General features: G+C 73.2%; 13 protein-coding genes and 1 tRNA gene. 4 read left to right on the top strand and 10 right to left on the bottom strand.

The features are described 5' to 3' along the window. Window positions 1-132 precede the first annotated feature (132 nt). Window positions 133-756: a TetR/AcrR family transcriptional regulator gene (locus ABTY04_RS12290; protein ID WP_352213287.1), complete on the top strand. Its 624-nt coding sequence runs from the start codon at window positions 133-135 to the stop codon at window positions 754-756. Between the two features lie 149 nt (window positions 757-905). Here the strand turns inward: ABTY04_RS12290 and ABTY04_RS12285 are convergent, their stop codons facing one another. The 6 genes from ABTY04_RS12285 to ABTY04_RS12260 form a co-directional block, all read right to left on the bottom strand. Continuing rightward, window positions 906-1,478, bottom strand: a complete 573-nt coding sequence (locus ABTY04_RS12285) for a TerD family protein (RefSeq protein WP_352213418.1) — start codon at window positions 1,476-1,478, stop codon at window positions 906-908. An 86-nt stretch (window positions 1,479-1,564) separates the two neighbouring features. Further along, complete coding sequence (locus ABTY04_RS12280; RefSeq protein ID WP_502996618.1) at window positions 1,565-2,797, bottom strand: vWA domain-containing protein; 1,233 nt, start codon at window positions 2,795-2,797, stop codon at window positions 1,565-1,567. A 20-nt stretch (window positions 2,798-2,817) separates the two neighbouring features. Then, on the bottom strand, window positions 2,818-4,005 hold the full coding sequence (locus ABTY04_RS12275) for an AAA family ATPase (RefSeq protein ID WP_352213286.1): 1,188 nt from the start codon (window positions 4,003-4,005) through the stop codon (window positions 2,818-2,820). Further along, window positions 4,002-5,792: an ankyrin repeat domain-containing protein gene (locus ABTY04_RS12270; protein WP_352213285.1), complete on the bottom strand. Its 1,791-nt coding sequence runs from the start codon at window positions 5,790-5,792 to the stop codon at window positions 4,002-4,004. The genes ABTY04_RS12275 and ABTY04_RS12270 overlap by 4 nt, the downstream gene beginning before the upstream one ends. Continuing rightward, window positions 5,789-6,928 carry a leucine-rich repeat domain-containing protein gene (locus tag ABTY04_RS12265; protein ID WP_352213284.1) on the bottom strand — a complete coding sequence of 380 codons (1,140 nt, stop codon included), beginning with the start codon at window positions 6,926-6,928 and terminating at the stop codon, window positions 5,789-5,791. The genes ABTY04_RS12270 and ABTY04_RS12265 overlap by 4 nt, the downstream gene beginning before the upstream one ends. Window positions 6,929-6,985: 57 nt before the next feature. Continuing rightward, window positions 6,986-7,058 (bottom strand) — tRNA-Arg (locus tag ABTY04_RS12260). A 696-nt stretch (window positions 7,059-7,754) separates the two neighbouring features. Between ABTY04_RS12260 and ABTY04_RS12250 the strand changes: the two genes are divergently transcribed. Beyond that, a complete protein-coding gene (locus ABTY04_RS12250; protein WP_352213283.1) occupies window positions 7,755-8,570 on the top strand; it encodes a glutamate ABC transporter substrate-binding protein in 816 nt (271 codons plus the stop codon). Here the strand turns inward: ABTY04_RS12250 and ABTY04_RS12245 are convergent. Together ABTY04_RS12245 and ABTY04_RS12240 are read right to left on the bottom strand one after the other, a co-directional pair. After that, the gene (locus ABTY04_RS12245; protein ID WP_352213282.1) at window positions 8,554-9,507 is read right to left on the bottom strand and encodes an SMP-30/gluconolactonase/LRE family protein; all 954 of its coding nucleotides are present in this window, start codon (window positions 9,505-9,507) and stop codon (window positions 8,554-8,556) included. The two genes, ABTY04_RS12250 and ABTY04_RS12245, sit on opposite strands and share 17 nt — an antisense overlap. Before the next feature lie 165 nt (window positions 9,508-9,672). Then, complete coding sequence (locus tag ABTY04_RS12240; protein WP_352213281.1) at window positions 9,673-10,239, bottom strand: DJ-1/PfpI family protein; 567 nt, start codon at window positions 10,237-10,239, stop codon at window positions 9,673-9,675. A gap of 261 nt (window positions 10,240-10,500) precedes the next feature. Between ABTY04_RS12240 and ABTY04_RS12235 the strand changes: the two genes are divergently transcribed. Together ABTY04_RS12235 and ABTY04_RS12230 are read left to right on the top strand one after the other, a co-directional pair. Continuing rightward, window positions 10,501-11,325 (top strand): endonuclease I family protein, encoded by an 825-nt coding sequence (locus ABTY04_RS12235; RefSeq protein ID WP_352213280.1) that lies wholly within the window; start codon window positions 10,501-10,503, stop codon window positions 11,323-11,325. A gap of 125 nt (window positions 11,326-11,450) precedes the next feature. After that, window positions 11,451-11,762 (top strand): DUF3040 domain-containing protein, encoded by a 312-nt coding sequence (locus ABTY04_RS12230; RefSeq protein WP_352213279.1) that lies wholly within the window; start codon window positions 11,451-11,453, stop codon window positions 11,760-11,762. Between the two features lie 49 nt (window positions 11,763-11,811). Here ABTY04_RS12230 and ABTY04_RS12225 read toward each other — a convergent pair whose 3' ends face one another. Next, window positions 11,812-12,243, bottom strand: coding sequence for a GNAT family N-acetyltransferase (locus tag ABTY04_RS12225; protein WP_352213278.1), 432 nt, complete (start codon window positions 12,241-12,243; stop codon window positions 11,812-11,814). Window positions 12,244-12,292: 49 nt separating this feature from the next. Next, window positions 12,293-13,933: a beta-N-acetylhexosaminidase gene (locus tag ABTY04_RS12220; protein ID WP_352213277.1), complete on the bottom strand. Its 1,641-nt coding sequence runs from the start codon at window positions 13,931-13,933 to the stop codon at window positions 12,293-12,295. Between the last annotated feature and the right edge of the window lie 30 nt (window positions 13,934-13,963).

The raw sequence follows: 13,963 nt of genomic DNA, 5'->3' as shown, positions 1-13,963 counted from the left end.
GCGCACACAACGACACGCAAGTGTATCGATACATTCGCGTATCGATACGCCGGTGTACCGATACGTTCGCGTTCCCGTACACTTCCCTCACGGAACCATCCGCCGCGGAGCCCCCGAGGAGAGCCGCTCACCATGACGTCGACGCCGCCCGCCGCGCGCCGCTCCAAGATCACCCCGGAGCGGGTGCAGGAGTTCTACGACGCCGTGCTGGAGCAGTTGCGCGAGCACGGGTACGAGGCCCTGACCATGGAGGGCGTCGCCGCCCGGGCCTGCTGCGGGAAGTCGACCCTCTACCGGCAGTGGAAGACCAAGCCGAAGCTGGTCGCGGCGGCCCTGCGCGCGAACCGGCAGGGCACGCTGGTCGCGGTGGACACCGGCACGCTCGCCGGCGACCTGCGCGAGGCGGCCCGGATCGCGGCCGGCAACTCGGGGCGCGACACCCGGCTCACCCAGGCCCTCGGGCATGCCGTGCTCAGCGACGAGGGGCTCCAGGCGGCCCTGCGCGAGGCGCTGGTCGAGCCGGAACTGGCCGCGTTCGACGCGATGGTGGCGCGGGCCGTGGAGCGCGGGGAGATCGCCGCGGACCATCCGGCCGTGGAGTTCCTGCCGGCCCAGCTGATGGGCGTACTGCGGATCCGGCCGGTGCTGGAGGGGCGGTACGCCGACGCCGACTACCTGGTCCGGTTCGTCGACGCGGCGCTGCTGCCCGCCCTGGGACTGGCACCCGTCCCGGACCCGGACCGGGAGGCCCCCTGAACCGGCGGGCCGCCGTCACCGATGACCGGACGGCGACCCGCCCGCGCTGCCTCGTGGGGACGGCGGCAGCGCGCCACCGGACAGGGCGGTGGTCACTCGCTTGAGGGAGTGACCACCGCCCGGTCTGTGCGGCCCCCCGGCCCCTCGCGTCAGGACCGCGGGGTGCCCATGGCCCGGACGAACTCCTCCGGACCGGCGTCGAAGCCCCGTACGGCGGCGTCCAGGGACCAGGCCCCCGACGCGTCACGCGTGAACTCCGCGACCGTGGCCGCGGTGGCGGCCGGGACACCCGCGAAATCGGCCACCGCGAGATCGGTGTAGCCCTCGCGGATGCGGACCCCCGTACCGCCTATGGCCGCGAAGGTCTTCGTACGGGCGCCGCGCGGGCCGGTGTCCTGGATGACCACGCCCACCACCACCCGGCCCAACGCGGGCGACATCCGGTTCAGTTCGAGAGTCATCACCTCGTCGAACCCGAAGCCCTGGCCGGTCTGGCTGTCCCGGTTCAGGGTGATGGTGCCGTCGGGGGAACGGCTGCCGAAGTGCACGACGTGGACGGGCTCCCCGTGGAGGTCCGCGGCGCCGTAGACCGCCGCGATGATGTCCAGGTCGTGTGCGGGCGTGCCCGCGGGGCTCGGATCCCACCGCAGGGCGATCTCCACCTTGGCCAGGCTCTTGCGTACCGTGCTTGTCGACGTGCTCACCGAACTCCCCCTCCGCATACCGGGTGTTGCCCCGTCCATGCTGTCACGCGGGGGCCCTGCCGGTCCGGACGGGCGTACGTTCCCGGCCAGTCGGGCCGGCGCCTTCAAGCGCCGGGCACGACGCGTACGGTCTCCACCCAGTGCGGCGGCTGCGGTGCGTCGGCCCCGATCAGCGCGGCGATCAGCCGGCAGGACGGGGTCTCGTCGGGCCACGGCGTGTATCCGTCGGTCAGGACGACGACGATGTTCGGCCGGTCCGCCGCCGCCAGCGCGGCGCGGATGCCGACGCGCATGTCCGTGCCGCCGCCCCCGGCCAGGACCACCTGCTCGGTGCTCGTCACCCGGGCCACGGTGTGCACGTCCGCGTCGCAGGCCAGTACGGCGACCCGGTTGCCCCGGACCCCCACCTCCCGCAGGACGCCGGTGACCTCGCCGAGAGCGGCGGCGAGCTCGTCCTCGCCCATCGACCCGGAGGTGTCGATGACGATCGCGACCCGCGGCAGCGGCCGGCGCAGGCTGGGCAGCACCACGCGGCCGCCGAGCGCCGGAGTGCGCCGCGAGGGGCGGCGGTACGTGTAGTCCACCGCGCCGCCCGCCCAGGCGGCGGCCTCCCGTACCGCCCCGGACAGGGCGCGCCGCCAGTCGACGGTGGGCTCCAGCAGCTCCTGTGCCCAGCGCTGCCAGCCGGCCGGGAGGCTCCCCCGGATGCGCTGGTGGGCGCGCATGGCCTGGGCGGTCTGCCGGCGCAGCGCCTCCGCCTCGACCCGGCCGATCCGGGTGGGACCGGCGGCCTCGCCGAGCTCCCAGGGCATCGGGGCTCCGTGGGCGCCCGAGCCGCAGTCCGGCGCGTGCGGCGGGGTGGCCGGGATCGCGGGCAGGTACGTTTCGAACAGCCCGCCGGCGGCCAGGCCGAAGAGTCTGGGTTCCATCCGGCCCTCGGGCAGGGCCAGCCCGTCGGCGAGGAGGTCGTCGTTGATCTCGCAGTCCTGGGCGATGTTGACGCGGACCCGGTCGCGCTGGTCGGCGGCCGGCAGCCGGGCCGCCCGGGCGTGGTGGTCGCGCAGCAGGTGGGCGACCTCGTGGATCCACACCCCGGCCAGTTCCGTCACCGGCGTGGCGTCGACGAAGGCGGGCGAGACGTAGCAGCGCCAGTGCCGGTCCACGCCCATCGTCGGGACCCCGGCCGAGGGGACCACGGTGAGCGCGTACAGGGCGGAGGCGAGGTAGGGGCGGGCCTCGGCCGCCTTGTACCGGGCGGCCAGCAGCTTCGCCCGGTCCAGGCGGGCGGCCGGGGGCACTGCGTCCGTCGGCCGGCCGCCCTCCGTCGGGCCGTTCACGGGCGGCGTCACCGGCCGGGTCAGCCGGCGCCCGGCAGGGCGCCGGAGAGCTGGAGCAGTTCGAGGAACGCGTCGATCCCGGCGGGCACGGGCCAGTCCAGGTCGCGCATGGCGGCCAGGTCGGTGGCCGCACGCGCGGCCACATCGGGCACGCCCGCGTCGACCGCCTTGGCGAGGACCGTCCAGCCGGCCTCCCAGCGGGGGCGGGTGAGCTCGCCCTGGACGGCCGCGACCACGGCGATGAGGAAGGCCAGCTGCCGGTCGCCGCGTTCGGGCAGTGCGAAGGCGTCCGGGTCGGCCAGCACCCGGTCGGGGTCGGGCAGGTCGAGGTGTTCCACGTACGAGAGCAGCTCGATCCCGGCCGCGTCCCCGACGGCGCCGGTGAGCGCGGCGGCCAGGGCCTCCCGGCCGGCGCCGGCCGCGTACCCGGTGGCCAGCAGCCGCAGTGCCATCTCCCAGGTGCGCGGGGAGGGCCAGGCGCGGCCACGGCCCTCGGCCTCGTTCGGCATGTGGTGGACCAGGCCCGGCCGGGCGGTCAGGAAGCCGGAGATCACGCCGCGGGCGCGGGCGACGGCCCCGGAGACGCGAGCGGGGTCGACGGCCGGGATGGCGACCTCGGGCCAGGTTCCGGCCAGGCCGCGGGCCACGGTGCGCGGGTTGTGGGTCCAGTCGAGGTGGACGAAGCGGTTGGCCAGCGGCGGGCTGAGGTGCCAGCCGTCCGCGGCGCTGGACGGCGGATTGGCCGCCGCGACGATCCGTACCGACTCGGGCAGCACCAGGCTGCCGATCCGGCGTTCCAGGACCACGCGCAGCAGGGCCGCCTGCACGGCGGGCGGGGCGGAGGACAGTTCGTCGAAGAACAGCAGTCCGTGGCCGGTGCGGGCAAGGCGTACCGCCCAGTCCGGCGGGGCCATCGGCACGCCGGTGGTGGCGGGGTCGTCGCCGACGATGGGCAGGCCGGCGAAATCCGAGGGCTCGTGGACGCTGGCGATCACCGTCTCCAGCCCGACACCGAGGGCGTCGGCGAGCTGCTGCATGCCGGCGGACTTGCCGATGCCCGGCTCACCCCACAGCAGGACGGGCTGATTCGCCGTCACCGCCAGTGCCAGGGCTTCGAGTTGGGGGTTGGCCGCGGGCTCGGTACGGGTGGCGCGGAGCCGGGCGCCCAGGGCGTCGGCGGCGAGGAGGTTCGGCGTGCGGGCGGTCATGCGTCGTCGTCCTCGTCGTTGTCGTATTCCTCCTGCTCGTCCATCCACTCGTCGAACCACTCGGAGCCGATGCCGGGGAACTCCTCCTGGACCCGGCTGCGCAGGAACGCGAGGTCCGTGCGCTTGTACCGGCGGATCACCTGGTCCAGCGACAGCTCCATGTCGTCGATGACGTCGATGCGGGAGCCGGCCGTGAGGAGCGCCTCGACCAGGGCGGTCGAGCCGACGTTCTTGACCGCGACCTGCAGCGGGGTCTGCCCGGCATTGGACCGGGCCTCCAGGTCCAGGCCCGCCGCCAGCAGGCGGGGCAGCAGCTCCTCGTGGTCCAGGAGGTTGAGGGCGTGCAGCAGCGTCTGGCCGCGGCCGTCGCGGACGCGGGGGTCCGTGCCCGCGTCCAGCAGGGCCGTGACGCCGGGGGTGTCGCCGTGCTGGGCGCGCAGGAACAGCTCGCGCCGCTCGGCCTGCAGGGCGCGCGGCAGCCGCCCCTCTCCCGTGGTCCAGTCGTGCTGGACGGCGAAGCAGCCGGAGATCGCGCCGCCGAACGCCCGCATGGCGCGCTCGCGCTGCTGCTCATCGGCGCTGTGCCGCAGCAGGTCCAGTACGCCGCCCTGCGAGCGCACCTCGTGCCACTCGCCGCGGCAGCGCACCCGTACCGGCCGGGCCTCGGGCGGGCCTGGCGGCGGGCCGGCGGCGGGTCCGGCCTGCGGGAACAGGGCGGAGGCGACCAGCGGGTGGAGCTCCTTCGGGGTGATCAGGCCGTTGCGGACGAGTTCGAGGTCGGGCAGCCGGGTCCAGGCGAACAGCGGCAGCCTGGGGACCTGTCCGCGCGCCTCCCTGTAGGGGATGGTCCGGGCCCGCAGCCCGCCGGCACCGGCCGCTTCCACGACGAGGGTGGCGGGCCAGTGGGAGGCGACCCAGAAGCGTTCGCCCTCGCCGGCCGCCAGGAGGCGGTGCACCTCGGCCGCCAGGCGGGTCAGGTCGAGCAGGCGGGTCGCCATGGTCCGCTCCGGCTCCAGCGGCCGGCCGTACTCGCCCATGGACACGTTCAGGTTGCGCTCGATGCCGGCAGCCGCGTAGGCCTCGGCGTACTCGCCGCGGTCGTGCAGCAGGCAGACCCATTCGGCGTGCGCGGCCGGGTCGGCGGGGCCGGGGTCGGCCGCGGGCACCTCGTGCGCGGCCAGAGGGGTGCCGTCGGGGTGGAAGAACGGCAGCCGGTCGGCGCCGCCGGCCAGGCGTTCACGCAGTTCTGCGGTGTGCCGGGCGTCCCAGAGCGGGCGGGTCGCGATCCAGTTCTCGACCCGGAAGCCGTCCGTGAAGGTGTAGAGGTCTTCGTGTTCCGCCGCGGGGACCGGGGCGCAGTGCAGCCGCAGCCGCTGCGGGCCGTCGGCCATGGGGCCGGTGGTGGCGGACAGAACCGGTGCGGCGGCTCCGGTCCCGTAGCGGGCGAACAGGACGCGCACGCCGGAGAGGAGGGTCGTGCGGCCGCCCAGGGTACGGGGCAGGTGCCAGCGGACGAGGTCCGGGGCGAGGTGGCGCAGGTCGTCCTCGACCGCCTCGGCGACCGCGGACCCGTGGCGGGCGGCGAGGTCGGTGAGGTCGAAGTCGATGTCCACGGCGGCGGCCGCACAGGCGGCCCGCCAGTCTCCGGCGAGCCGGTGCGCGGTGGCGCGCTCGATCATCCACCGGGGCACGGCGTAGCGCCGGATCCGCTGCCACGTGGCGGTGTCCTGATCCAGGAATCCGCCGGGCAGGCGAGTCAGGTCGGGGAGTTCGGCGCGGGCGTTCACCGGTACACGCTCGTGATGGCGCCGAGGTCGGGGTGGGCGGGCCGGGTGGGCCGCAGCCGGGAGGTGAAGGAGCGCTTCACCTTGCGCGGCAGGCCGGGGCCCAGGCCGACGTACTCCAGCGGGGAGTCTTCGGGCACGGCGGCCAGCAGGCACTTCGCGCCGCGCCCGGTGAGGCCGGTGTGGCGCAGTTCGAGGCGGCGCAGCGGGCTGCCGGGGAGTGCGGCGGCCAGGGCGTACGCGCCCTCGTCGCCGGTGTCGTTGCCGGTGGAGCCGAGGCTGCGCTCGGACATCGCCCGTCCGAGGTCGAGTGCTTCGATCCCGCCGAGGGCGTCGGCGAGGGCCCGGGCGCCGGCCGGGCCTATGCCGTTGCCGCCGAGGCCGAGGCGGACCGGCCGCGCGGGGTCGGCGGCCGCCGCGGCGGCCAGGATCGCGGTGCCCTCGTCACCGAGGTGGTTGGCCGGGAGGTACAGCTCGCGCACCCCGGTCTCCCGGATGAGGGCGGCGAGCAGCGGCGCCGCCTCGGCGGTGAGGCCGTTCCCGCCGAGGAAAAGCCGTTCGAGCGGGGTCTCACGGCTGCGGAGGGCGTCGAGGAGGAGGCGCACCCCTTCGCTTCCGATGCCCGTGTTGACCAGGTCGAGGGTGCGCAGGGTCCGGTTGCGGCGCAGCAGGCCGGCGAGGGTCCGGGCGCCATCCACGAAGACTGGATTCCGCTTGAGCCACAGGGCCTTGACGGTGGTGTCGTCCGCGAGGGCGCCGGCGAGTGCGGCCGCGCCGTCGGGCCCGATCCGGTTGCAGCCGAGGTAGAGGGTGTGGAGCCCGTGTCCGTCGGTGAGGGCGCCCGCGAGCGTGCGGACTCCTTCGTCGCCGATGGAGTTGGTGCCGAGCAGCAGGTGCCGGGCGTGGGCGGAGCCCGCGGCGACGGCCGCCACCCTGGCGGCGCCGGCCGGTCCGAGGCCCTGCTTGCACAGGTCGACGCGGCCGTCCGCGCGCAGGGTTCCGATCGGGAAGACCTCGTCGGCCTCGACGCGCTCCGCCTCGGCGAGCCGCGCGAGCAGCGGGTCGAGCGCGGCCGGGTCGGCGAGCGGCACGTCCGGGTGCTCGATCGCGGGGCACCGTACGGGTGTCGGCTGTGTCATCACCACTCCACCGGTCCTTCGCCGGTGCCCGGCGTCCACAACGACATGAAGAAGACGCAAGACCGGCCGGATTCGAACCGACGTCCTCCAGCTCGATGCTTGGGCGCGACGACCTCTGCGCTACGGCCTTGCTGCGGGAGATCATACCCATGGAACGGCCTGAACTCGATCACCAGTTTGATTGTTTACTCGGCCGATTGCGGTCCGTGACCGGCGCGGCCCGGCCGGGGCTTCGGCCGGCCGGGCCGCCTGGGCCCATCCCCCTTGCGGTGGGGGTGAGTTGGGTCGGCGCCCCGATGCGGACCCGCGGGTGCCGCGGCGAACCCGGCGGCCGGAAGGACGGCTCACCCCGCCACGGCGGAGGACCCGGCACCCCCTGGTGTGGCCGAAAGCCATCGGTGGCCGGCCCACGGCGCGCGGCCGGCTCCCCGGCCCGGCCGGCCCGTCCACCGCTCGCCGGGGACGGCGCACACCTTGCCGACGCCGACCTGGAGCGCGGCGGGTTCCCGGCTGCGACCGAAGCAGGCGCAATGTACGGATAAAACGGACCTGCACCCTTTCGCCCAGCAGTGGCGTATTTCCGGCGATCCGCGCCGCACCTGTCGCCGAGCCCGGCCCCTTTGTCCCGTTCAGGAAGCGAATCGCCATAGAAACGCCGGTCACGCCGGATCGTTACCTCAAGTTTTGCTCAATTCCAGTGACATCGCGGCTGCAGCCTTCCTAGCTTCCTCGTACACGCGTCTTGACGCTTCTTACGTTCCCGCGGTTCCACCCGCTGCCGGCGATCCCGCAGCGCGTCCCGCGTTCCCTAGGAAAGAGTGCAGAAATGAAGGTTCCCAAGGCTGGTGCTTTGGCCGCAGTGATCGGCCTCGCCCTGACCGCATCCGGGTGCGGCGGTGACAGCGGCCCCAAGGGGAACCTCTCCATCGGCATCAAGTTCGACCAGCCGGGTGTCGGACTGCGCGAGCAGAGCGGCACCTTCTCCGGTTTCGACGTGGACGTCTCCACGTACATCGCCAAGGAGCTCGGCTACAAGCCGGAGCAGATCGAGTTCAAGCGGGTCGACAGCTCCGACCGCGAGCTGCTGCTCCAGTACAACGAGGTCAAGTTCGTCGTGGCGAGCTACTCGATCAACGACAAGCGCAAGGAGAAGGTCGACTTCGCCGGCCCGTACTTCCTCGCGCACCAGGACCTGCTGGTCCGTGCCGACGACACCTCGATCACCAAGGCCGAGGACCTCAACAACAAGAAGCTCTGCTCGGTCACCGGCTCCACCTCGGCCGAGAACGTCAGGAAGAACCTGGCCCCCAAGGCCAGCCTCCTGGAGCTCGACGGCTACTCGGAGTGCGTCATCGCGCTCCAGGACGGCCTGGTCGACGCCCTGACCACCGACAACGCCATCCTGGCCGGATACGCCGCCCAGAAGGGCAACACCGGCAAGTTCAAGCTGGTCGGGCTGAGCCTGAGCAACGAGAACTACGGCATCGGGGTCAAGAAGGGCAACAAGGAACTCCAGGGCAAGATCAACGCCGCCCTGAAGAAGATGGTCCAGGACGGCGCCTGGGAGGCGGCCGTGAAGAAGAACTTCGGATCGGCGAACTACAAGAACGAGCCCGCCCCCGTGATCACAACGGGCAGCTGACGATCGTCGACACGGTGGCGGGATCCGACCAGTCGGAGTCGAAGGCGGCGTTGACCACGTAGAGGCGGCCGCCGTGGACCGCCGCCGTGGTCGGCTCGTCGAAGCGCGGGTCGGTGATCTGCTTGACGAACCGGGCCCGGCGGCCGTCCGCGCTCAGCGTGAAGACGTCGACGGCATAGCTCCAGTTGCGGACGACGTACAGCGTGCGGCCGTGGACGACGAGCCCGTCGCCGTTGCCCACCGATCCGCCGTCGAGCGGGACCCCGGCGGCGGCCCCGGTGCGCGGGTCGACGCGGAAGAGCGCCTGCGCGTGGTCGTTGACCACGAGCAGCGCTCGGCCGTCCGGGGTCCGCTCGATGCCGTTGGAGCCGAAGACCTGGCCGCCCGGGGTGGGGACCCACTCGCCGACGAGCGCCACGGCACGCGGGCCCTGGCCGGTGCCCGGGCCGTCGGGCAGGAAGTACAGGACGTCGTTGAAGGAGTCGGTGAACCAGGCTCCCCCGCAGCCGACGACGACGTCGTTGACGAAGGCGGTCCCGGTGGCGGCCTGGTGGGTGGCCAGCACCCGGCCGTCACCGGCGTGCACGACGCGGATCTGCCCGCTCGTCCCGCCCGCGACGAGCAGCCTGCCGTGTCCGTCGAGCTTGAGCCCGACGGACATCGTGCCCGGAGCCTGCCCTCCGGTCAGGATGCGCCCGGCCCCGGTGGCGAGGTCCACGCGGTAGATCGAACCGTCGATCAGCGACCCCGTGTAGGCGAGGCCGCCCGGCGAGACGGCGATGCCCTCGGGCTGGAAGCCGGGCGGGGTGGGCAGGGTCTCCGGCCGGGACCCTGCGGGCCGGGCCTGGGCGAGCGGTGCGAGCGGTCCCACGAGCGCGGCGCCGCCGAGGGCCGCGGCCGCGCCGAGGAAACTGCGCCGGCCCAAAGGTCCAGTCACGGTGGTGTCCTTTCAACTGCCGTACGAACAGCGGTGGTTGAAGCAGCATCGGTTGACCCCGCCACCTCAGCACACCACCGCCGTCACGTCAGTCCCGGATCCGGACCCTTCACAAGGAAATGGGGAACCTCCCCTTCTGCGCCGCCACCGGCGCCGCCGCGTGCGTCAGGCCGCCGGGGCCTTGACGCTCAGCACCTTCAGGAACTCCCGCATCCAGGCGGAGTGGTCGGGCCAGGCGCGGGCCGAGACCAGCGTGCCGTCGACCACGGCCTCGGAGTCCTCGTACGCGGCCCCGGCGGCCTTCATGTCGGGTTCCAGCGCCGGATACGCGGTCACCCGGCGGCCGTCCAGCCCGCCGCTCGCGGCCGTGATCAGCGGGCCGTGGCAGATCTGGGCGACCGGCTTGTCGGAACCGGTGAAGGCGGCCAGGATCCGCCGCACCTCGGGGTCGTTGCGCAGGTACTCCGGCGCCCGGCCGCCCGGGACGACCACGGCCGCGTACTCCTCCGGGACCACGTCGGCGAACGCCACGTCGGCCGGCCAGGTGTAGCCGGGCTTCTCGGTGTAGGTGTCGAAGCCCTCCTCGAAGTCGTGCACCACGAACCGCAGCTTCTTGACCGCCGGCGCCGCGATGTGGACCTCGTACCCCTCCTCGCGCAGGCGCTGGTACGGGTAGAGCACCTCCAGCGACTCCGCCGCGTCGCCGGTCACGATGAGGATCTTCACTGCCATGGGCTGCTCCCGGTAAGGGTGTTCACGGTGTGCACGGTCCGCGGCCCCGGCCGGGGCCCCCGCCACCGTGCCCGCATCGGAGCTTCCTGCCAAGAGGCCCTCACCCGTTCGGCCCAGCGAGCGGCGGGGGCAGAATCCGGCCTTCCGACACATGGATTTTACCTGTAGGGCACATGACAATGTGAACCTCTGCTCTGCCACCTGACGCCCCGCCAACTGCCATGGCGGGGGCGGTGCCTGCGAAGAGGTATCCCCCACACCATGAGAATCTCCCCACGCACGCCCTGGGTCGCCGGCCTCGCCGTGGCGGCCCTCGCCCTCATTCCGGCCACCGCGTCGGCCGGCCCGCAGCGGACGGCCGCTCCCCACGCCGACGCGGCCGCGACCACCGGCGCCACGTCCGTGGACGCGTACTACGCGGCAGCCGAGGGCAAGACCGGCGCCGCGCTGAAGACCGCCCTCCACAACATCATCAAGAACCAGTCCACGGTGACCTACGACGGCGTGTGGAACGCCCTGAAGGTGACCGACCAGGACCCGGCGAACCCGAACAACGTCATCCTCGTCTACTCGGGGCGCTCCCAGTCCAAGTCCACCAACGGCGGCGGCGCCAACGACTGGAACCGCGAGCACGTCTGGGCCAAGAGCCACGGCGACTTCGGCACCGTCACCGGCCCGGGCACGGACCTGCACCACCTGCGCCCCGAGGACGTCACGGTCAACAGCACCCGCGGCAACAAGGACTTCGACATGGGCGGCAGCCCGGTCGCCGAGGCCCCCGGAAGCTTCACCGACTCCGACTCCTTCGAGCCGCGCGACGCGGTCAAGGGCGACGTCGCGCGCATGCTGCTCTACATGGCCGTGCGCTACGACGGCGGCGACGGCTTCGCGGACCTCGAAATGAACGACAAGGTCAACAACGGCACCGCCCCGCTCTTCGGCCGCATCAGCCTGCTGAAGCAGTGGAGCCGGCAGGACCCGCCGGACGCCTTCGAGCAGCGCCGCAACCAGGTCATATTCGACACCTACCAGCACAACCGCAACCCGTTCATCGACCACCCGGAGTGGGTCGACTCCATCTGGTGACCCGCCCCTGCGCCCGTCTCCGGGCCTGAGGCGCCCGCGAGGGTTGGGCCGCGCCAGGTCGGGTATTTCGCAGGCCAGAGGCTGCGGTGCGCGCCGCCCGGCGACGCCAGCCGATGGAGGTCGTCATGGACGGAGCCGGACTGTCCGACCACGAGCGGCGCGCCCTCTCCGCGATCGAGGAAGATCTCAAGGGCGACCGCTCCCTCGACCGGATCCTGCGCTCCGCGCACGCACGCCCGCGTCACCGCACCGTGGCCGCCTGCCTTCTCGGTGCGGTGACGCTGGCCCTGCTGATAGCGGCCGCCGTCACCGTGTCATTGCCGCTGATCTGGGGTTTCGCCGCTGCCTGGACCCTGACCGTGGTCCTGGCCCTGCCGCTGGCGGGCGAGTGGATCCGGCGCCGCTGGCAGCGCCGGGAGCCCGCCGGCCGGCCGTGAGGGCTCGGCGCTCCGCGCCGCTCGCCGCCCTCGTCCCACCGCCCGTTCCTCACTGCTCGCCGAACACCATCCACTTCTCCGGCTGCGCCATGGGCGCGAAGCCGGCCTTGGCGTAGACGGCGTGCGCGTCGGCGGTGGCGAGCAGGATCCGGCGCAGGCCGTACAGGGCCAGGTGGTCGCGGACCGCGGCGGCCAGGCACGTACCCAGGCCCTTGCCGCGGACGGCGGGGTCGATGTAGACGTCGCACAGCCAGGCGAAGGTGGCCCGGTCGGTGACGACGCGGGCGTAGCCGTGCTGGGTCCCCGAGACGGTGTCGTAGATGCCGAAGTTCAGTGAGTCCGCGATGGCCTGGTCCTGCTTCTCCCTGCTCCGGCCGAGGGCCCAGTAGGCGTCCTGTGACAACCATCGGTGGATCAGGGCGGCGTCGAGTCGGGCAGGGTCGGTGGACAGCTCGTAGCCGTCCGGCAGCGTGGTGTTCATCCCGGCATCCAAGCAAGGCGGCCGGCGCTCCGGCCAGCGGATTTATCGGTCACCCGGGCGGCTGGAGCCGGTCGGCGAGTGCCTTGAAGTCGGCCCAGGCGGCCTGCGGCGGACGGGGGTCCCACACCTTCTGGGCCAGCGCCGCGAGGGGCAGCCGGATCCCCTCGGCGACCTGGGCCTGGGTCTGGGCGCCGGCCAGGTCGCTCCACACGGCGAGCCGTGCGCCGAGGATCTGCGCCGCGTACCGCGCGGGCACCGCGGTGGTGCCGCGCAGCACGAGCGGGGTCCACTGCTCGTAGATCCGCCGGCCGGTGGGGTAGGTGAACTGGTTCGGCTGGCCGAGCACGTAGTAGAGGTACTCGTCGTTCAGGTTGACGAGCTTGCGGCCCTGCCGCAGGTACTCCAGCGGCGGCCGGGCCCCGAGCTCCTTGCCCGTCCAGTACTCGACCTGGATGTCCTTGGCCGGCTGGACCACGCCTCCGGTGAAGAAGCCGTCGTTCCACGCCTTGGGCACCCGGCCGTGCGGACGCACCACGTTCGCACGGTCGTTCAGCCAGCCCGTGGCCAGGTCCTGCACCCGCGCCGCGGGCCCGTACCGCTTCCGGGCCGCCTGCGCGAGCTGCGGGAAGGATGCCTGCGGGTTGCGGTAGACCAGTGCCTGGTACTCGTCGGCGCCCAGGTGCCAGAGCGAGCCGGGGAACAGCGGCAGGTATTCGCGGAGCAGTTCGTCGATCAGTTTGGCCGAGGCGGGGTCGGAGATGTCCACGGCGCCCTTCACGGCCCTGCCCTGTACGTCGCGCAGCTGGAGGCCGGGGTGGGCGCGCAGGACCGCGCCGAGGTGGCCGGGCGAGTCGAGCTCGGGGACGACCGTGATGTGCAGCCGGGCGGCGAGGGCGGTGATCTGCCGGACCTGGGCCTTGGTGAGGTGGGGCGTGGAGACGATCTCGGGGTGGGTGTCGGACTGGATCCGGAAGGCCTGGTCGTCGGAGAAGTGCAGGCCGAGCTGGTTGAGCTTGAGGTCGGCCATCCAGCGCAGCCGGTCCTCGATCCAGCCCACGGTGAAGTTCTTGCGGGCGATATCGAGGTTCAGGCCGCGCTGGGGTTTGGCCGGGGCGTCGCGCACGGTGCCCTCGGGGGCCGAGCCGGCGGACTTCACCTCTTGTTTGAGGGTGCGGGTGCCGTAGAAGACCCCGGCCTGGTCGGGGCCGGTGACCCGGACCCGGCCGCCCCGGACGGTGAGGGTGTACGACTCGGGCGGTCCGGAGTTCTTGACGCCGAGGGCCAGCTCGACGTCGCCGGGGCGCGGGGCGGCGGTCTCGGCGAAGCCCATGCGCAGTTCACCGGCGAGCAGCCTTCCCTCGTCGGCGAGGGCCGCGGCGTCCCCGGGCGGTACAACGACCCGCGCGGCGGCGGCCGGTTTCCAGCCGGGGCCGCGGGCCGGGACGTGCTCTCGTACGGCCGGGATGGTGCGCGGGGCCGTGGACAGCGGATAGGAGGGGGTCGGCGTGGGGGTGCGGGCCGCGGGCGCGGAGGCCGCGCCGGTGGCGGAGCCCGTGCTGCTGCCGCCCCCGGGGCTGCGGGCCTCGTCCGAGGCGGCCGTGCAGCCGGGGACGGCAAGGGAGACCAGCGCGGCGACGGCTGCCGTCGCGACGACGTGGCCTCTCCTGAGCTGCCCGGAACTTCGCATCATGCACCCCTGTTCCCCGTACCAACGTGGCAC

Source organism: Streptomyces sp. NPDC097981, assembly GCF_040302565.1.
Lineage (GTDB): Bacteria > Actinomycetota > Actinomycetes > Streptomycetales > Streptomycetaceae > Streptomyces.
Note: the sequence above shows the minus strand (reverse complement) of the source record. Positions and strands in the feature narration are given on the sequence as shown.